The following is a 16,972-nucleotide window of genomic DNA, read 5'->3' on the forward strand; positions in this document are numbered from 1 at the left end:
CCGCATCGGATCGGATCGACCCTCTGCGCGCGGGCGGAGGAGACGCCCCTCCGGGCGCCTCCTCCCCTTCCGTCACTTGGTGAACGTGTCCTTGACATCCTCGGCCGCGTTCCTGACATCGCCCTTGGCCTGCTCGGCCTTGCCCTCGGCGACGAGCTTGTCGTTGTTCGTGACCTCGCCGACGACCTCCTTGGCCTTGCCTGCGACCTTCTCGGCTGCGGCCTTGATCTTGTCCTCCGCGCTCATGGCGCCTCCTTTCCTCACACGACCCCGACGGTCGGGGTCGATGTCTGTGTGCTGTGCGGCTCACGCGCCGCCGTGCTCTGTCCGGCCACCAGCGAACGGCGCATCCGCTGTCGGGAGCGGAAGAGCTCCCGCCAGCCGCGGTCCGCGATGTGCACGACGACCGGCATCCGCGTCCCGGTGACGGCGTCCCACTCCTGCACGACCGCATCCGCGGCGGCGAGCACCTGCCCCAGGGCCGCGCCGGGGCGTGGAGTGACCACGAGGCCGAGAGCGATCTCGCGGCCGGCCTTCCGGCTCGTCACCCGGGCGGCCAGCACGTCCGCTCGATCGGCGAGGGGGGCTGCGAGCAGCTGCTCCGCCACACTCCGGTCGACGGTGGTCGTGCCGCCCTCACCGGCGAGCCGGAGAAGGGTGCGTTCCCGCCGCGGCCTGCGGGTGAGCAGGAACGCGAGGAGGAGGACGACGAGCAGCACCGCGGCGGCGAGCCCCGCGAGCGCCCACAGCGGCACGAAGCCCGCACCGGGGATGTCGAGGCCCCAGGCCCCCGACCACGCCACGACACCGTCGGCCTCGGCGAGCACATCCTCGGCGGGAGCCGGAAGCGCCCCCGCGCCCCGCAGTCCCGCAGCGAGGAGGACGACGCCCCCGCCCAGAAGCATCGCGGCTCCTCCGAGGAGGACGATCCGGTTCGCGACGGTCCCTGCCGACGTCATGCGATCACTCCTTCCCGCGCCACCTGCACCCGCGGCGAGAGCCGGAATCCGGTCTCGTCCAGCACGCGCAGGGCCGCGTCTCGCGCGGCGGCCGCATCCACCGGGACCCCGCTCGTGGGCGTGACCCGGATCAGCACCGTGCGTCGTCCCACGGTCACGCGCATCTGGCCGCGCGGCACGCCGATCCGGCGCGCGGTGCCGTCGGCGATGGCGTCGGCGAGCACCCCGTCGTCGATCACGAGCGCCGCCCGCGCGGCGAGCCGCGTGCGACGGGCGCGACGGCCGGGAAGCACGGCGAGTCCGAGGAGGAGCAGCGCCACCACCACGAGCACGGTCCCGGCGGCGATCATCACCGCAGGCGCCGCGGCGGAAGCCGTGACGGGCGTGAGCCATCCGGTGATCTGCGCGCGGAGCCCCGCGTCGAGAGTCCCGGCGACCACCGCGCCCAGCAGAGCGACGAGGAGCACCGCGAGGACGACCGCGAGCGCGATCGCCGGACCCCGGCGGGTCGCCCTCGCCTCTCGACGAAGCAGGCGCCGCGATGTCGTCGTGTTCGCCGTCATGCCACTCTCCTCCCGTCCTCACGTCGAACTCCGGTGAAACGCACGTCCACCGCTCCCACGCGGCGCGCCGCGAGATCCCGCATACCGCCCACCACGGCGTCGCGGACGGCGTCCGCCCGTGCGCCCACGGTGTCGGCGCCGCGGGGCCCGCGCACGACCGGAACCTCCACGGACACGCGCAGGTCGCCGCGGCGGTCCGCGAGCTGCACGCTCACGTCTCCGGCGCCGACCCGCACGACGTCCCGGACGATTCCGACCGCGAGGCGGTGCAGCGCCCGGGCCTCGACGACCGTGGCCCCCGCCACGGTCGTCGGCCCGTCCGTCACTGCGACGCTCATGAGGACGATCGCCGCCCGCGCACCACGTCGGCGAGCGCCCGCACGTCCAGGCGACCGTCGACGATGCGGCCGACGACCGCGCCGACGAGCATCGCGAGGGTGACGAGCAGGAACGCCCAGAACCCCCAGACGATCCAGGTCAGCGCGAGCACCGTCGCCGCAGCTCCGCCGATCACCGAGGCGTTCACTGGACTCGCGCCTCCGGAGCCTCGTCGTCGTCCTCGGACGGGATGTGCACGTCGTTGACGGTCACGTTCACCTCGGCGACCTCCATGCCCACCAGCTCCACCATGGCCCGGTGGATCGCGGCCCGCACCTGGTCGGCCACCTTCTGCAGGGACACGGGGTACTCCGCCACGATCGTCACGTCGACGGCCACCTGCGTCTCGCCCACCTCGACGCTGATCCCCTGCGCGAGGTCGGTCGTGTTGAGGGCGTCGCGAATGGCGCCCATCATGCGTGCGGCGCCGCCGCCGAGTGCGTAGACCCCGTCCACCTCTCGCGCCGCGATGCCGGCGATCTTCGCGACCACCGCGTCCTCGATCGTGGTCTTCCCCGCCGCCCCCTGCGAGGCCGGAACGACCTGAGCCTTGGGCTGGGTGCCCCCAGTCACGTTCGCCATCTCGAGCTCCTTCATCCGTGTGACCACGCGGTTCCCGCGCGGGCCGTGTTCTCACGACACCACTAAGACGGTCGGGGAGCACAGAATGTCACAAACTTCTCCGAATGGATTTCGTCTCGCCTCTCGGCGGCGACTCTCAGTGCACTCCAAGGTTCAGAGTGCAAAGTTGCACTTTATGGAGAACAGTGCAGAATCTACGCGGGAGCAGCGCAAGCGTCGAACCACGCGCGCGCTCACCGAGGCCGCGCGCCGCTTGACCACCGAGCGAGGCTTCGCCGGCTTCACCGTCGAGGAGCTGTGCGCCGACGCCGGGGTCTCCCGGCGCACGTTCTTCAACTACTTCGAGAGCAAGGAGAACGCCGTCTTCGGCTTCGCCGTCATCGACTCCCGCCAGGAGGAGCTCGAAGCGGCCTTCCTCGACCGCGAGGGCGATCTCCTGGACGACTTCGTGCAGCTCACCGTCGAGCGCTTCGCCCTCTTCGATCCCATCGAGCACGCCGCGGAGCTGTTCGCGGTCATCGAGCAGGAGCCGCGGCTGCTGCGGGCCGCCTTCGAGCAGCAGGAGAAGCACGAGCGCCGCGACATCGCCCTCGTCGCCCGCCGCCTCGACACGGAGCCGGACGCGGAGCTGCGCGCCGAGGTGCTCGTCCACTCCGTCGGCGCGCTCGTGCGGTTGTGTATGGAGCAGCTGCTGCACCATCACTCCACCGAGCCGTTCGCCGACCTCATCACCCGCCGGCTGCGCCTCGCGCGCGACCTCTACACCCCTGCACAGAAAGACCACTGATGTCCGCCACCGCCACCGCGGATGCGCCCTTCCTCCTCACGAAGCGCCGCATCTGGATCATCTTCAGCGCCCTGATCGCGGGCATGCTGCTCGCGAGCCTCGACCAGACCATCGTGTCGACCGCGATGCCGACCATCGTCGGCCAGCTCGGCGGCGTCGACCATCAGGTCTGGATCACCACGGCCTACCTGCTCGCCACCACCATCGTCATGCCCATCTACGGCAAATTCGGCGACGTGCTGGGCCGGCGGTCGTTGTTCCTCGTCGCCATCGCGCTGTTCACGCTCGCCTCGGTCGGCTGCGCGTTCGCGTCGGACTTCTGGATGTTCGTGGTGTTCCGCGCCCTCCAGGGTCTCGGCGGCGGCGGCCTCATGATCCTCTCGCAGGCGATCATCGCCGACATCGTGCCCGCCAACGAGCGCGGCAAGTACATGGGTCCGCTCGGTGCGGTGTTCGGCCTCTCCGCCGTCGCCGGACCGCTCCTCGGCGGCTTCTTCGTCGATCACATGACCTGGCAGTGGGCGTTCTACATCAATATCCCGGTCGGCATCGCCGCGTTCCTCATCGCCCTCGTGACCCTGAAGCTCCCCAGCAAGAAGGCGGAGAAGCCGATCGACATCCTCGGCGTGCTCTTCCTGTCCGCCGCCACGACCTGCCTCATCTTCTTCACCGACTTCGGCGGCGACGCGGCGTTCGGCTGGGATTCCCTGGCGACCTGGGCCTGGGGCGCCGGGCTCGTGGTGTCGGCGACGGCGTTCGTCATCACCGAGTCCCGGGTGCAGGACCCGATCATCCCGCTCAGCCTCTTCCGCAATCCGATCTTCGTGAACGCCACCGCCATCGGCCTCGTCCTCGGCATCGGCATGTTCGCCGCGATCGGCTTCGTCCCGACGTTCCTGCAGATGTCCTCCGGCACATCCGCCGCCGCATCGGGTCTGCTGATGATCCCGATGATGGTGGGCCTCATGGGGACCTCGATCTTCTCCGGCATCGCGATCTCGAAGACCGGGAAGTACAAGATCTACCCGATCCTCGGCACGATCATCACCGGCATCGCGATGGTCGCCATGACCACCCTGTCGGCGGAGACGCCGATCTGGCTGATCTGCGCGTTCCTGTTCGTCTTCGGCGCCGGGCTCGGCCTCATCATGCAGGTCGTCGTGCTCGTCGTGCAGAACGCCGTCCCGGCGGGCGAGATCGGCACCGCCACCAGCACGAACAACTACTTCCGCGAGGTGGGCGCCTCGCTGGGGACCGCGGTGTTCGGCACGATCTTCACCACGCGGCTGACCGAGAACCTCCTCGGCGTGTTCGCCGGCGCCGGAGCGTCGCCCGAGGCCGCATCCGAGGCCGCGTCCACGATCGACCCCGCCACGCTGAACAGCCTCCCGGACGAGGTGCGCGACGGCATCGTCACGGCGTACGCGGACGCGCTCGCCCCGGTGTTCTGGTACCTCGTGCCCTTCATCGCACTCGCGCTCATCCTGTCGCTGTTCCTCAAGCAGATCCCGCTGTCGGATCAGGCCGGGCTCGTGGCCCGCGGTGAGGCGATCAGCGGCGAGGAGGCCGAGCGTCTGGAGGCGGAGCTCCGCACCGGAGGGCGGGTCGACGCCGCACGCGCGGACGCCGAGCCGGGAGAGACCGGCTCGGCGCCCACAGGCAAGTAGCCCGCGCTAGGGGAGGTCGGCGACGTCGACGTCGTCGTCGTCCTCCCCGCCGCCCGTCGCCGGAAGCTCGTCGGGCTCGGGGTCGTGGTCGGTGGTGACGAAGTCGGGGTCGACGCCGATGGCCTCGATCTCCTCCTGGTTGTCCTGGCTGTTCGACGTGTCGGACATGGCGCCTCCTGACGTTGGGGATCCGGACGGCCAGTCTGGGCGGGCGGCCTCCCGGGGCCGAGGGGGTTGACACGGCGTGTCGTCCGGCGCTTTCGTCGGGTCCGGCTCGGAACCACCAGACTTGAGCCGTCCGCCCCTTCCCCCCACCGAGGAGCACCCATGACCGACGCCGCACCGCACCGTTCCGCCTGGCAGCGCTTCTGGGATCGCGGAGGCTGGTGGCGCGCCCTCCTGCTCGCCGCCGTGTACTACGGGCTCTATCAGCTGCTCTCGCTGGCCTTCCTCCCGCTGGCCGCGCAGGTGGACGACCCGGCGAGTGCGGCCGGCGTCCTCGTCTACGACGTCCTGCCGATCCTCGTCGGGGGTCTCCTGCTCGTCGGGTTCATCGCCTCGGTCGGGTGGTGGCGCCCCGTGTTCGGGCGCCAGCCGATCCGGGGAGCGGGATGGATGTGGATCGCGATCGTCGCCGTCCTGCTGTTCAACGTCCTCCGCTTCCTCACGATCGAGGACGGCAGCGTCGGGGTGGATGTCGTGGCGACCTGGTTGCTCGCCGGCCTCGCCATCGGCTTCGCGGAGGAGGTCCTCACGCGCGGCCTCGTCGTGAAGATGATGCGGGACGCGGGGGCGCGCGAGCTCGTCGTCGCGGTGATCTCCGCCGCGATCTTCGCCGGGCTGCACGCGGGCAACCTCCTGACCGGCCAGGATCTGCTCCCGACCCTCTTCCAGCTCGTCTACACCTTCGCCTTCGGCATCTGCATGTACCTCGCGCTCCGCGTCACCCGGACCATCGTGGCCCCGATCCTCCTCCACGCCAGCACCGACCCGAGCATCTTCCTTCAGACGCTGCACCCCGCCGAGGGTGGGCTGACGGCGCTCGCGGCTCTGGGGAACATCGTCGTGGTCGTCGTGGGCCTCGTGCTGATGGTCTTCATCCGCGGGCGGGTCGAAACCTCCGTACCCCGCACCTTCGCCCCTCGGCGCTGACAGCGCGCGTCACGCCGCACGCCAGACGGCGTGGGTGCCGACCGCCGCCATCGCGAAGACCAGCACAGCCACCCGGTGCGCGTCGCCGGCGGACAGGGCCGCGTCGGAGGCGCCGATGAGGTCGTCGGCGACGCCCGCCACCATCGTCCGCGACACGACGGCGTCGTCCATCTCGGCCACGCCGTCCGCGAGCCACCCCATGACGAGCCGGAGGGATCGCGGCCCGAGCTCGACCCCGAGAGGGACCTCAGGACAGCTCAGCACGTCGGCGACGGTCACGCCGTGCCGCAGCAGCCCGCCGAGCGCCCCGGCGAGGGCACCGGTCAGTAGGGCGCGCCCGTAGCCTTCGGCGACCAGCACGTCCCAGGACTCCTGCGGCGCGAGCGTTTCGAGCCCGAGGCAATGACCGCGCCCGTCCGCGACGGCGTCCTCCAGGGCTCGCCGGGCGTCCCGGAACACGGTGCTCGCACGGCGATCGGGTGCAGACACGGCAGACCTCGTCCCTCGATGCCCGCCATCTCGGTGCCGACTGTGGGGCCGACGCGTCACACACTCTAGGACGCTCCGCGCGGGGTGAGGACGGTATCCCGGCACGGAGGTCGGAGACGACAAAACCCCCGGAAGGTTCCGGGGGTTTCATTCTGTAGCAGGAGCGGGGCTTGAACCCGCGACCTCACGATTATGAGTCGTGCGCTCTCACCAACTGAGCTACCCTGCCGCACGGCATCCGCATCGCAGATGCGAACTCCGAGCCCCGAGTCAGGATTGAACTGACGACCCCTTCCTTACCATGGAAGTGCTCTGCCACTGAGCTATCGGGGCGTGCTGCCCCTCGCGGGGCAACCACACGAGAATACCATCACTGTGGCGTCCTCATGAAATCGAGACGGTCACTCCTCCGAGGTGAGTGACGTGCGTCCGGCGTTCTTCTTGAGCCACGGCATCGGGTCGATGGTCGTCCCGTTCACGATGAGCTCGAAGTGCAGGTGCGCCCCGTAGGAGCGGCCGGTGTTACCGGTCTTGCCGACGATGTCGCCGACCTTGACCTTGTCGCCCGCCTTGACCTGCAGCGAGCCGTACTGCATGTGCGAGTAGTGGCTCGTGATGACCGAGCCGTCGATGACGTGGTCGATGTAGACCGTGACACCGTAGGCGGCACCCTGCTCGGTCGCGATGCGGACGCTGCCGTCGGCGATGGCCTGGATGGGCGCACCGTTGCCCGGGACGAAGTCGATGCCCTCGTGGAGGCGGCCGCTGCGCATGCCGTAGCCGTAGCTCATGCCCACGCCGACGAGGAACGGCCACTGGATGGCGGCATCCGGGTCGTTCGTGAAGATCTCACCGGAGTAGTTGATGCCCTGCTCGGCGGCGACCTCGACGAGCGAGACCGTGCTGAAGTTGTCGGCGCGCGAGAGCGGCTCGTTCTGCACGCCGGACGGCGCGACGAAGGCCTGGATCTCGTCGTCCGCCGAGCCTGCCGCGTCAGCGGCGGCCGCGGTGACGAGGGACGTCGAGGCGAGCGATCCGCCCTGGGCGGCCGCGACGGCCTCCGCCGGCAGGGTCATGGACACGGCCAGGAGTCCGGCGAGCCCCATCGCGCCGACGGTGGCACCGGCGGCGAGGGTCTTGCGGATGCGGCGGGTGCGGCGAGGACCGACGGCGGCGAGGCCGGCGGTGTCGATCTTCGGCGCAGCCTGCGATGCGGCGTTCGCGACGAAAGCCGAACGGCGGGACGCCGACGACGTCGGGATGGAGCCGGTCTCGCGGAAGGCGCGGGAGGCGCGCTCGAACGCGTCGCCCTCGGCGTCAGCCTCGGCGACGAAGGGCTCGGACGCCGGGGCGATGTCCTCGACCGGGACCGTGTCCTCTGACTTCTCGACGATCTCGGCGACGACGGGCACCGCGGGGACATCGGCGATGACGGGCGCAGCCGCGGCGATGAAGGGCTCCTCAGGTGCGACCGGCACCGGGGGTACCTCGGCCTGGCGCTGACGCGCGGCGCGACGGGAGAGCGGGATGACAGCAGCGAGGGCGATCACGGTCTCCGCGTCAGCGAGGGGTGCCGTCGACCCGCTCGCCGAGGCCTCGGAGGCCGCAGTGCGAGGGCGGCTGGACCGGCGCGTGGGCGCAGCGGCAGCCTGGGGGTTCTCGAAGGGCAAAGCTAATCTCTCGGTCGTTCGTGATGCTCGGGGGCGCAATGACAACTCTCACCTTCGGGTGGTGAAAGTAACGATCGGGTAAACACTACCCCGATCCTCCTGTGAAAGCCATGGATCGGTCAGGGTTTCTCCTCATCGAGGATATCCCGGAGTCGGTCGTGCACGGTCACGCCACCCGCGATCAGGAAGGGCCGCGGCGATTCCCGGTCGATCCGGCTCACCCGCCCGCCCGCTTCCTGGACGAGCAGGGCACCCGCCGCGTGATCCCACGGTTTGAGGCCGCGCTCGAAGTATCCGTCCAGTCGGCCGGCCGCCACGTAGGCCAGGTCCAGGGCCGCCGATCCCATACGGCGGAGGTCGCGCGCGATCGGCATCACCCGCCGAACCGTCGCGATGTCGCCGTCGTGGGTCGCCGGGTCGTAGCCGAATCCGGTCGCCAGGAGCGCGCCGGCGTCGGTCACCGCGGTCACCGCTAGTCGGACGCCGTCCGACCAGGCACCGTGGCCGCGTGCCGCTGTGAACGTCTCCCCTACAGCGGGCGCGTGCACGGCTGCGGCCACCGCCTCCCAGGCGTCAGGCTCCGGAGGACCGCTGACGGCCGCGATGCTCACGTTGTACGCCGGGATGCCGTAGGCGTAGTTCACCGTGCCGTCGATGGGGTCGACCACCCACGTGATGCCGCTGTCGCCGGCGGCCGCACCCGACTCCTCACCGAGGAAACCGTCCGCCGGCCGGGCCGCGCGCAGTCGCTCGCGGATGAGCGCCTCGACCTCGCGGTCGGCCTCGGTCACGATGTCGGCGAGCGTCGACTTGGTCGCCGCGAGCCGGACGCCCTCCCGACGTCGGGTACGGGCGAGCGCACCCGCCTCCTCGGCGATCTCGGTCGCCAGCGCGCTGAGCTCGAGAGCGTCGATCACGGCGCCGGGTGCGAGGGTGCGGGCGGCGGCGGAGGGAAGGCCGGGGGCTCACTCTGGGTGGGCGGAGCGGGCTGCGGCGGTGCCGGCTGCGCAGGTGCCGCCGAGGGCGACGCCGGCTGCGCAGGTGCCGCCGAGGGCGACGCCGGCTGCGGCGGCGCCGGCAGGTCGGGCGCGGGAGGCACAGGGCCAGGAGCGGGAGGCGCCGCGAAGTCGGGAAGGGCCGGAGCCGTGGGCGCCAGGGGCGGCGTCGCCACGGGGAACGCCGCGGCGGGCGCCTGACCCAGGGCCTGGGGAGCCGCCGAGGGGTAGCCCGTGTAGAACGCATTCCAGTCCGGGCTCCCGTCCGGAAGGACCGGGAGGGGCGTGATGCCATCGGCGTAGGTCGGCCAGGACGGCGCGGAGGCGATGGGCCGGGCGGCAGGAGCCTTCTTCGGCGCGAACAGGGCGTTCAGCAGCGGGATGAGCGTCGTGCCGACGGCGACGAGGATCGTGAGGGCGACGACGATGCGCCAGTACAGCTCGGTGTAGTCGAAGGTGTTGGGGAACGCGAGGAAGAACACCAGCAGTGCGACGAGGGCGCCGAGGAAGACGATCGTCACGATGTGGATCACCTTCGTGAAAGTCGTGACATGGCGCTGCGCGGCACGGGTGAAGAGCCGCACATGGAGCAGTGCGAGCTGCAGGATCCCGATCACGAACAGCAGTTGGAAGAAGCGCTCCGCGCCGAAGTAGAACCCGTCTTCCGGGAGCCAGATCTTCACGAGGCCGACGAGGAGCGCGACGACCCAGGTGACCATGCTCGCGAGCTGGAGCCAGTCCGGCCGGTTCGGCGCGAGGCCCGCCTCGAGGATGGCGATCCCGGCGAAGGCGGCGAGCAGGAGGATCGTGAGGAAGGCGCGACCGATGAGGCCGTTCTGATCACCGACCAGGATCCATACGACGCAGACCAGAGCCGCGGCGATGAGGGCGCCGATCGCGACCCACAGCGAGCCCCTGATGAGCAGCGACATGTTCTTCTTGTCACCCTGCGGCTGCAGCCGGGCGGTGTCCGGATGGGACATGGGGATCCTCTCGTCGAGCGGCGATGCCTTCATCCTGCCACGCGCGGGCCCGCTTGTTCCGGCTTCCCTCGAGCGCGAAGGAGATCAGGGACCGCCCGTGCTCTGGGGAGGAAGGGTCAGCCGGCCTTCCTCGCGGAGGCCGCCGCGAACGCCGCGACCCGCGCCTGCGCGTCCGGGGTCTCCAGGGCGGCACCGATCGACCGCGCCTCCTCGCTCAGCTGCTCGGCGAACGTGCGCTCCGGCTGCGACCGCACCAGCCGCTTGGCCTGCCCGTACGCGTCCGCCGCCCCGGCGAGCCAGAACCGCGCGATCTCCTCGGCTCGCGCACGGACCCGGTCGGCTTCCGTCCTGCCGTCCTCGCCCTCCACGACCTCGGCCACCAGGCCCCAGTCGAGGGCCTCCGCGGCGGTGAGCAGCCGGTCCTGCAGCACGAGCTGGAGGGCACGGCGCTGACCCACGGCCCGCGCGAGCTGCGCAGACACGGAAAGGTCGGGGGTGAGGCCGATGTTCGCGTACAGGCTCCCGAGCTGCGACCGCGAGCCCACCACCGCGTAGTCCGTGGCGAGCAGGATGCCGAGTCCGCCGCCGGCCGTCGTCCCGTGCGCCGCGGCGACCACCGGCACGCTCGACTCCGCGAGCGCGCGGATCCCGGTGTTGATGACCTCCGCCAGCGCGGTGATCTCCGCCCCGGACGACCCCATGGTCGTCGCCATGTCGATCACGTCACCGCCCGCGCAGAACGCCGGTCCCGCCGCATCGATGAGGATGGCCTGCACGTCATCCCGCGACGTCGCCTCGACGGTCGCGTCCCTCCAGGCGTAGGCCAGGTCGGCGTTGAAGGCGTTGAGGCGGGTCGGGCGGTTCAGCGTGAGCCGCGCCATCCCCTCGTCGACGGCGAACAGGATGGCATCACTCATGGCTTCTCCTTCGAGCACAGGCGGATGCCTCCAGGCTAGTCGCGCTCAGGAGCCGTCCCAGACGCGAGCGACGAACCGCTCCATGCGCCGCCGGGTGCCGTCGAGCCGGAAGTCGACCTGTCCCGCCGCCCGGATCTCGTTGGGTGCCAGCGGATGCGCCAGGCGCACGTTCTCGTGGCAGGACAGATCGGCGCAGATGTACGTGCCGACCGAGTCGCCGCGCTCCCCCGCCTCTCCCGTGCGTCGCGCCGCGAACAGCGCCACCTGGTTGCCCGGCTGCATCGTGTGGCAGATGTTGCACATGCCGGAGCGCCCACGCCCGGGTTCCGATGCCCGCAGCACCACGCCGACCACGCGCCCCTCGTGCGGGATGAGGACGTAGCCGCGCTTGCCGGCACTCGGGTCACGCCAGGCGAAGAAGTCGAGGTAGTCCCAGTCCACGAGGAGGAAGTCGTGCGGCATCTCCATGACGCGCAGCTCATCGGCGTCCGCGTTCACGAACGAGGCCCGGACGTCGGCTTCGGTGAGAGGTCGCATCGCTCCAGTCTAGGAACTCGGCGCGGAGGTGAGGCCGGGAACGGGAGAAGCCCCCGCGAGCGGGGGCTTCCGTGGTGGCGAGTGAGGGATTCGAACCCCCGAAGTCGAAGACGGCTGATTTACAGTCAGATCCCTTTGGCCACTTGGGTAACTCGCCAGAGCGCACCCGTCCGACTTGAACAGCCAACCGGGGGCACGAAGAACAATCATACCTGTCGGATGCGGGCGCGAGAAATCGAGGCGTCAGCTTCCGTACACGCCGCGGTCGGCGGCGGCCAGCGACTCCGGTGTGCGCAGCAGCCCGCCCTCGGCGCGGCAGGTCGCAGCGGCCACATCCATCGCGCGCGTGAGCAGGGCCGTCCACTCGTCGGCCGCCTCGGGGGCCCCGTCCACCAGTCCGGCGGCGACGGCGGCCAGCGTCGCGTCCCCCGCGCCCACGGTGTCGACCACGCGACCCGGCAGCGCCGAGATGGGCGCCGAGACCGACCCGGCGTCCGACTCGAGCACGGCGCCGTCCGCTCCGGCCGTCGCCAGCACCGCCGTGACGCCGAGGCTCCGGAGCCGCGCGCGCAGGGCGTCGAGGTCGCCGTCGTAGAGCACGGCGGCATCGTCGGCGCCGACCTTCACCAGATCCGCCCGCGCCGCCAGCCGCTCGAAGCCGCGGACGAACTCCTCGCGGTCGGACAGCATGCCGGTGCGCGGGTTCGGGTCGATCGCCAGCCGCGCGCCCTCCACCGCGGCGGCGAGGGCCTCGACCTCGGCCGGGACATCGAAGGGGAAGCAGCTCACCGCGACGATGTCCGCGCCGGCGATGGCAGCCCTCGCCTCGTCCGAGTACCCGACGGTCCGCTCCTGGGCCGCGCGGTTGAAGGCGTAGCTCGGCTCGCCGTTCGCGGCCCGGGTCACGACCGCCCGCGATGATCCGTGCGGCGCCGCGCTCGCGATCAGCCGCACGCCGTGATCGGCCAGATACTCGCGGATGTGCGCGCCGGCGATGTCCTCCCCCACCATCGCGATGAGCGTCGTAGGGATTCCGAGCCGGCGCAGCCCCACCGCCACGTTCAGGGCGGCCCCGCCGACGAACTCGCGGACGCCGCTGTCATCCCGGATCTCGTCGATCAGGGCGTCTCCGATGACGACGGCCGCGCCGCCGGGGGAAGTCTCAGTGCTCACTCGCCGACCCTACCGTGCCGCCCGCGCCCCGAAGCAGCGCCGAACCGCGTGCACAACTCAGGAGACCTGGGCCTCCATGCCGTCACGAGCAGCCCACGGCGGCCTGCCGTCCCCGGATCTCCTGAGTTGTGGACACCCGACCGGGCCGAGGGAGGGACGACGAAGGCCCCGGGGAGAACCCCGGGGCCTTCGTTCACTCACTCACACCTCAGTTGTAGGTACCGGGGGTGATGTCGTCCGTCGAGAACGCGTCGAAGTCGACGTAGCCGAAGTCGCCGTCCGCGTACGCGCCGTCGGATGCGAAGATCCGGTTCGGGTAGCGCTCGCTCTTGGCTTCCTCGGTGGCCTCGACCGTGACGTCGCGGTACTTCGAGAGACCGGTTCCGGCGGGGATGAGCTTTCCGATGATGACGTTCTCCTTGAGACCGACCAGCGGGTCGCGCTTGCCCTCCATGGCGGCCTGCGTGAGCACGCGGGTCGTCTCCTGGAAGGACGCAGCGGACAGCCACGACTCGGTCGCGAGCGACGCCTTCGTGATACCCATCAGCTCCGGGCGACCGGACGCGGGGCGCTTGCCCTCGGCCACGGCCTCGCGGTTGATCTGCTGGTAGCGCTTCAGGTCGACCATCTCACCCGGCAGCAGGGTCGTGTCGGCGTGGTCGACGACGGTGACCTTGCGGAGCATCTGGCGGACGATGACCTCGATGTGCTTGTCGTGGATCGGCACGCCCTGCGAGCGGTAGACGCCCTGGACGCCGCCGACGAGGTACTTCTGCACCTCGCGGGCACCCATGACGCGCATGACCTCCTTGGGGTCGAGCGTGCCGACCTGCAGGGGCTGACCGACCGAGACGTGCTGGCCGTCCTCGACGAGGAGGGTCGCACGCTTCAGCACCGGGTAGACGACGGGCTCGTCGCCGTTGTCGGGCGTGAGGATGACCTTCTTGGCCTTCTCGGTCTCGTCGATCGTGATGCGGCCGTCGGCCTCCGCGATCGGCGATGCACCCTTGGGGGTACGCGCCTCGAACAGCTCCTGCACACGGGGCAGACCCTGCGTGATGTCATCCGCCGACGCCGAACCACCGGTGTGGAAGGTACGCATCGTCAGCTGGGTACCGGGCTCACCGATCGACTGGGCCGCGATGATGCCGACGGCCTCGCCGATGTCGACGGTCTTGCCGGTCGCGAGCGAACGGCCGTAGCACTGCGCGCACACGCCGACGGCGGAGTCGCAGGTCAGGACCGAGCGGACCTTGATGGTCTCGACGCCCGCGGCGACCAGCTTGTCGATGAGCACGTCGCCCACGTCGTCGCCGGCCGCGGCCAGGACCTCGCCCGACGCGTTCACCACGTCGGAGGCCAGCGTGCGGGCGAACACCGAGTTCTCGACGTTCGCGTCGCGCACCAGCTCACCCTGCGAGTTCGGAGCGGCGATCGGGAGCTCGAGGCCCTTCGACGTGCCGCAGTCCTCTTCGCGGATGATGACGTCCTGCGAGACGTCCACCAGACGACGGGTCAGGTAACCCGAGTCGGCGGTACGCAGAGCGGTGTCGGCCAGACCCTTACGGGTACCGTGCGTCGCGATGAAGTACTCCGCCACCGACAGACCCTCGCGGTACGAGGAGATGATCGGACGCGGGATGATCTCACCCTTGGGGTTGTTCACCAGACCACGCATACCGGCGATGTTCCGGATCTGCAGCCAGTTACCACGGGCGCCGGAGGACACCATGCGGTTGATGGTGTTGTCCTCCGGGAAGTGCGCCTTCATCGCGGCCTGCACCTCGTCGGTCGCCTCGGTCCAGATCTTGATGAGCTCCTGACGACGCTCGGCGTCGGTCGTGAGGCCCTTCTCGTACTGGGACTGGACCTTCGCGGCCTGCTTCTCGTAGCCCGCGACGATCTCCGCCTTGTTCGGCGGGGTGAGGATGTCGCTCAGCGCGACGGTCACACCCGAACGGGTCGCCCAGTAGAAACCGGCATCCTTGATGCGGTCCAGCGTGGCGGCCGTCTCGACCTTGGGGTACTCCTCGGCCAGCTTGTTGACGATCTGCGACAGCTTGCCCTTGTCGGCCTGCTCGCGCACGAACGGGTAGCCCTTCGGCAGCGCGTCGTTGAAGATCGCCTGACCCAGCGAAGCGTCGACCAGGCCGTGCTTCTCGTAGCCCTCGGGAGCCTCGCCCTCGAGGAAGGCCAGACCCGGGATGCGGATGCGGACCTTCGCCTGCAGGTCGAGCGTGCCCTCGTCGTACGCGAGCTGCGCCTCGCCGACGGAGCCGAACGCACGGCCCTCGCCCTTGGCGCCGGCCTTGACCGTGGTCAGGTGGTGCAGACCGATGATCATGTCCTGCGAGGGGAGGGTGACCGGACGGCCGTCCGACGGCTTCAGGATGTTGTTCGACGCGAGCATGAGCACGCGGGCCTCGGCCTGAGCCTCGACCGACAGCGGCAGGTGCACAGCCATCTGGTCACCGTCGAAGTCGGCGTTGAACGCCGCGCAGACGAGCGGGTGCAGCTGGATGGCCTTGCCCTCGACGAGCTGCGGCTCGAACGCCTGGATGCCGAGACGGTGCAGGGTGGGTGCACGGTTCAGCAGCACCGGACGCTCGCGGATGATCTCCTCGAGCACGTCCCAGACCTCGGGACGGGTGCGCTCGACGGCGCGCTTGGCGGCCTTGATGTTCTGCGAGTGACCGAGGTCGATCAGGCGCTTGATGACGAACGGCTTGAAGAGCTCGAGCGCCATCTGCTTGGGCAGACCGCACTGGTGCAGCTTGAGCTGCGGGCCGACGACGATGACCGAACGGCCCGAGTAGTCGACGCGCTTGCCGAGCAGGTTCTGGCGGAAGCGACCCTGCTTTCCCTTGAGCATGTCGCTCAGGGACTTCAGGGCGCGGTTGCCGGTACCGGTGACGGGGCGACCGCGGCGACCGTTGTCGAACAGCGCGTCGACGGCCTCCTGCAGCATCCGCTTCTCGTTGTTGACGATGATCTCGGGGGCACCGAGGTCGATCAGGCGACGGAGACGGTTGTTGCGGTTGATCACGCGGCGGTACAGGTCGTTCAGGTCGGAGGTCGCGAAGCGGCCACCGTCGAGCTGGACCATCGGACGCAGCTCCGGCGGGATCACCGGGACGACGTCGAGCACCATCGCGGCCGGGCTCATCCCGGTCTCGAGGAACGAGTTGACGACCTTGAGGCGCTTGATCGCACGGATCTTGCGCTGGCCCTTGCCCTCCGAGATCTGCAGGTGCAGGCTCTCGGCCTCGGCGGCCAGGTCGAACGCGGCCAGGCGACGCTGGATCGCCTCGGCACCCATGTAGGCCTCGAAGTACTGGCCGAAGCGGTCCTGCAGCTCGTGGAAGACGTCGTCCTCCGGACGCAGAGCACCGACCTCGAGCGTACGGAAGTCCTCCCACACGCGCTCCAGCTTCAGGATCGCCTCGTCGGCACCCTTGCGGATGAGCGACATCTCCTTCTCGGCGGCGTCCTTGACCTTCTTCTTGGCGTCGGCCTTGGCACCCTCGGCCTCGAGGGCCGCGAGCTCCTCCTCCAGCTTCGCCAGGCGCTCCGCGATCTTGGAGTCGCGGCGGTCGCCGAGCGTCTTCAGCTCGAGGCGGATGTTGTTCTCCTGGGTCCCCAGGTCGCGGTGACGGGCCTCCTCGTCGACCGAGATGACCATGTACGCGGCGAAGTAGATGACCTTCTCGAGGTCCTTCGGCGCCATGTCCAGCAGGTAGCCGAGGCGCGACGGCACGCCCTTGAAGTACCAGATGTGGGTGACGGGAGCGGCAAGCTCGATGTGACCCATGCGCTCACGACGGACGGAGCTCTTGGTGACCTCCACGCCGCAGCGCTCGCAGACGATGCCCTTGAAGCGGACGCGCTTGTACTTGCCGCACGCGCACTCCCAGTCACGGGACGGGCCGAAGATCTGCTCTCCGAAGAGACCGTCCTTCTCCGGCTTGAGGGTGCGGTAGTTGATGGTTTCGGGCTTCTTGACCTCGCCGTAGGACCACGCGCGGATGTGGTCTGCGGTCGCCAGGCCGATGCGAAGCTCATCGAAGGTTGTGGACTCGAGCACTAGTTCTCCTGTGTCGGAAATTCTTTTTGAGAAGTC

The 16,972-nt window shown here is 70.0% G+C and carries 18 protein-coding genes and 3 tRNA genes; 3 read left to right on the forward strand and 18 right to left on the reverse strand.

Annotated features, from left to right (window positions below):
- Nucleotides 1-72: 72 nt before the first annotated feature.
- Genes KVS71_RS04280 through KVS71_RS04305 form a run of 6 tightly spaced genes read right to left on the reverse strand, consistent with a single transcriptional unit; the run spans nt 73 to nt 2,482 of the window.
- A complete protein-coding gene (locus KVS71_RS04280) occupies nt 73-246 on the reverse strand; it encodes a CsbD family protein (protein WP_025104394.1) in 174 nt (57 codons plus the stop codon).
- A 14-nt stretch (nt 247-260) separates the two neighbouring features.
- Nucleotides 261-959 carry a hypothetical protein gene (locus KVS71_RS04285; RefSeq protein ID WP_025104395.1) on the reverse strand — a complete coding sequence of 233 codons (699 nt, stop codon included), beginning with the start codon at nt 957-959 and terminating at the stop codon, nt 261-263.
- Complete coding sequence (locus KVS71_RS04290) at nt 956-1,522, reverse strand: hypothetical protein (RefSeq protein ID WP_217583989.1); 567 nt, start codon at nt 1,520-1,522, stop codon at nt 956-958. The genes KVS71_RS04285 and KVS71_RS04290 overlap by 4 nt, the downstream gene beginning before the upstream one ends.
- The gene (locus tag KVS71_RS04295; protein ID WP_157547060.1) at nt 1,519-1,860 is read right to left on the reverse strand and encodes a hypothetical protein; all 342 of its coding nucleotides are present in this window, start codon (nt 1,858-1,860) and stop codon (nt 1,519-1,521) included. Before KVS71_RS04295 ends, KVS71_RS04290 begins: the two co-directional genes overlap by 4 nt.
- On the reverse strand, nt 1,857-2,048 hold the full coding sequence (locus tag KVS71_RS04300; protein ID WP_025104398.1) for a DUF2273 domain-containing protein: 192 nt from the start codon (nt 2,046-2,048) through the stop codon (nt 1,857-1,859). Before KVS71_RS04300 ends, KVS71_RS04295 begins: the two co-directional genes overlap by 4 nt.
- The gene (locus KVS71_RS04305) at nt 2,045-2,482 is read right to left on the reverse strand and encodes an Asp23/Gls24 family envelope stress response protein (RefSeq protein WP_025104399.1); all 438 of its coding nucleotides are present in this window, start codon (nt 2,480-2,482) and stop codon (nt 2,045-2,047) included. Before KVS71_RS04305 ends, KVS71_RS04300 begins: the two co-directional genes overlap by 4 nt.
- Nucleotides 2,483-2,657: 175 nt before the next feature.
- Here KVS71_RS04305 and KVS71_RS04310 point away from each other — a divergent pair, with 175 nt between their 5' ends.
- Together KVS71_RS04310 and KVS71_RS04315 are read left to right on the forward strand one after the other, a co-directional pair.
- Nucleotides 2,658-3,269 carry a TetR family transcriptional regulator gene (locus KVS71_RS04310; RefSeq protein ID WP_060923341.1) on the forward strand — a complete coding sequence of 204 codons (612 nt, stop codon included), beginning with the start codon at nt 2,658-2,660 and terminating at the stop codon, nt 3,267-3,269.
- Nucleotides 3,269-4,936: an MDR family MFS transporter gene (locus KVS71_RS04315; RefSeq protein WP_254635464.1), complete on the forward strand. Its 1,668-nt coding sequence runs from the start codon at nt 3,269-3,271 to the stop codon at nt 4,934-4,936. Before KVS71_RS04310 ends, KVS71_RS04315 begins: the two co-directional genes overlap by 1 nt.
- A gap of 6 nt (nt 4,937-4,942) precedes the next feature.
- Here KVS71_RS04315 and KVS71_RS04320 read toward each other — a convergent pair whose 3' ends face one another.
- On the reverse strand, nt 4,943-5,104 hold the full coding sequence (locus KVS71_RS04320; RefSeq protein ID WP_157524002.1) for a hypothetical protein: 162 nt from the start codon (nt 5,102-5,104) through the stop codon (nt 4,943-4,945).
- Nucleotides 5,105-5,263: 159 nt separating this feature from the next.
- On the opposite strand from KVS71_RS04320, the gene KVS71_RS04325 reads away from it, so the two are divergent.
- The gene (locus tag KVS71_RS04325; RefSeq protein WP_217583991.1) at nt 5,264-6,088 is read left to right on the forward strand and encodes a CPBP family intramembrane glutamic endopeptidase; all 825 of its coding nucleotides are present in this window, start codon (nt 5,264-5,266) and stop codon (nt 6,086-6,088) included.
- A 9-nt stretch (nt 6,089-6,097) separates the two neighbouring features.
- Here the strand turns inward: KVS71_RS04325 and KVS71_RS04330 are convergent, their stop codons facing one another.
- From KVS71_RS04330 to rpoC, 11 genes are all read right to left on the reverse strand, one after another.
- Nucleotides 6,098-6,577 (reverse strand): hypothetical protein, encoded by a 480-nt coding sequence (locus KVS71_RS04330; protein WP_105949327.1) that lies wholly within the window; start codon nt 6,575-6,577, stop codon nt 6,098-6,100.
- Nucleotides 6,578-6,732: 155 nt separating this feature from the next.
- Nucleotides 6,733-6,806 (reverse strand) — tRNA-Met (locus KVS71_RS04335).
- Nucleotides 6,807-6,838: 32 nt separating this feature from the next.
- Nucleotides 6,839-6,910, reverse strand: a tRNA-Thr gene (locus tag KVS71_RS04340).
- Nucleotides 6,911-6,978: 68 nt separating this feature from the next.
- On the reverse strand, nt 6,979-8,247 hold the full coding sequence (locus KVS71_RS04345; RefSeq protein ID WP_217583993.1) for a M23 family metallopeptidase: 1,269 nt from the start codon (nt 8,245-8,247) through the stop codon (nt 6,979-6,981).
- Nucleotides 8,248-8,366: 119 nt separating this feature from the next.
- Entirely contained in the window at nt 8,367-9,161 is a 795-nt protein-coding gene (locus tag KVS71_RS04350) for an inositol monophosphatase family protein (protein ID WP_217584104.1), read from the reverse strand.
- Entirely contained in the window at nt 9,161-10,225 is a 1,065-nt protein-coding gene (locus tag KVS71_RS04355) for a hypothetical protein (protein WP_217583995.1), read from the reverse strand. The genes KVS71_RS04350 and KVS71_RS04355 overlap by 1 nt, the downstream gene beginning before the upstream one ends.
- A gap of 116 nt (nt 10,226-10,341) precedes the next feature.
- Nucleotides 10,342-11,142 carry an enoyl-CoA hydratase/isomerase family protein gene (locus KVS71_RS04360; protein ID WP_217583997.1) on the reverse strand — a complete coding sequence of 267 codons (801 nt, stop codon included), beginning with the start codon at nt 11,140-11,142 and terminating at the stop codon, nt 10,342-10,344.
- 45 nt (nt 11,143-11,187) lie between these two features.
- A complete protein-coding gene (locus tag KVS71_RS04365; RefSeq protein ID WP_060922589.1) occupies nt 11,188-11,679 on the reverse strand; it encodes an FBP domain-containing protein in 492 nt (163 codons plus the stop codon).
- 72 nt (nt 11,680-11,751) lie between these two features.
- Nucleotides 11,752-11,836, reverse strand: a tRNA-Tyr gene (locus tag KVS71_RS04370).
- Between the two features lie 86 nt (nt 11,837-11,922).
- Nucleotides 11,923-12,852, reverse strand: a complete 930-nt coding sequence (locus tag KVS71_RS04375) for a PfkB family carbohydrate kinase (protein ID WP_217583999.1) — start codon at nt 12,850-12,852, stop codon at nt 11,923-11,925.
- Between the two features lie 208 nt (nt 12,853-13,060).
- Entirely contained in the window at nt 13,061-16,936 is a 3,876-nt protein-coding gene (gene rpoC / locus KVS71_RS04380) for a DNA-directed RNA polymerase subunit beta' (protein ID WP_217584001.1), read from the reverse strand.
- Between the last annotated feature and the right edge of the window lie 36 nt (nt 16,937-16,972).

The sequence above is a fragment of the Microbacterium sp. GbtcB4 genome (genome assembly GCF_019091465.1).
GTDB lineage: Bacteria > Actinomycetota > Actinomycetes > Actinomycetales > Microbacteriaceae > Microbacterium > Microbacterium paraoxydans.

Coding starts and splice junctions, on each gene's coding strand:
- KVS71_RS04280 (WP_025104394.1), bottom strand. CDS start 246: ATGAGCGCGGAGGACAAGATCAAGGCCGCAGCCGAGAAGGTCGCAGGC.
- KVS71_RS04285 (WP_025104395.1), bottom strand. CDS start 959: ATGACGTCGGCAGGGACCGTCGCGAACCGGATCGTCCTCCTCGGAGGA.
- KVS71_RS04290 (WP_217583989.1), bottom strand. CDS start 1,522: ATGACGGCGAACACGACGACATCGCGGCGCCTGCTTCGTCGAGAGGCG.
- KVS71_RS04295 (WP_157547060.1), bottom strand. CDS start 1,860: ATGAGCGTCGCAGTGACGGACGGGCCGACGACCGTGGCGGGGGCCACG.
- KVS71_RS04305 (WP_025104399.1), bottom strand. CDS start 2,482: ATGGCGAACGTGACTGGGGGCACCCAGCCCAAGGCTCAGGTCGTTCCG.
- KVS71_RS04310 (WP_060923341.1), top strand. CDS start 2,658: ATGGAGAACAGTGCAGAATCTACGCGGGAGCAGCGCAAGCGTCGAACC.
- KVS71_RS04315 (WP_254635464.1), top strand. CDS start 3,269: ATGTCCGCCACCGCCACCGCGGATGCGCCCTTCCTCCTCACGAAGCGC.
- KVS71_RS04320 (WP_157524002.1), bottom strand. CDS start 5,104: ATGTCCGACACGTCGAACAGCCAGGACAACCAGGAGGAGATCGAGGCC.
- KVS71_RS04325 (WP_217583991.1), top strand. CDS start 5,264: ATGACCGACGCCGCACCGCACCGTTCCGCCTGGCAGCGCTTCTGGGAT.
- KVS71_RS04355 (WP_217583995.1), bottom strand. CDS start 10,225: ATGTCCCATCCGGACACCGCCCGGCTGCAGCCGCAGGGTGACAAGAAG.
- KVS71_RS04360 (WP_217583997.1), bottom strand. CDS start 11,142: ATGAGTGATGCCATCCTGTTCGCCGTCGACGAGGGGATGGCGCGGCTC.
- KVS71_RS04365 (WP_060922589.1), bottom strand. CDS start 11,679: ATGCGACCTCTCACCGAAGCCGACGTCCGGGCCTCGTTCGTGAACGCG.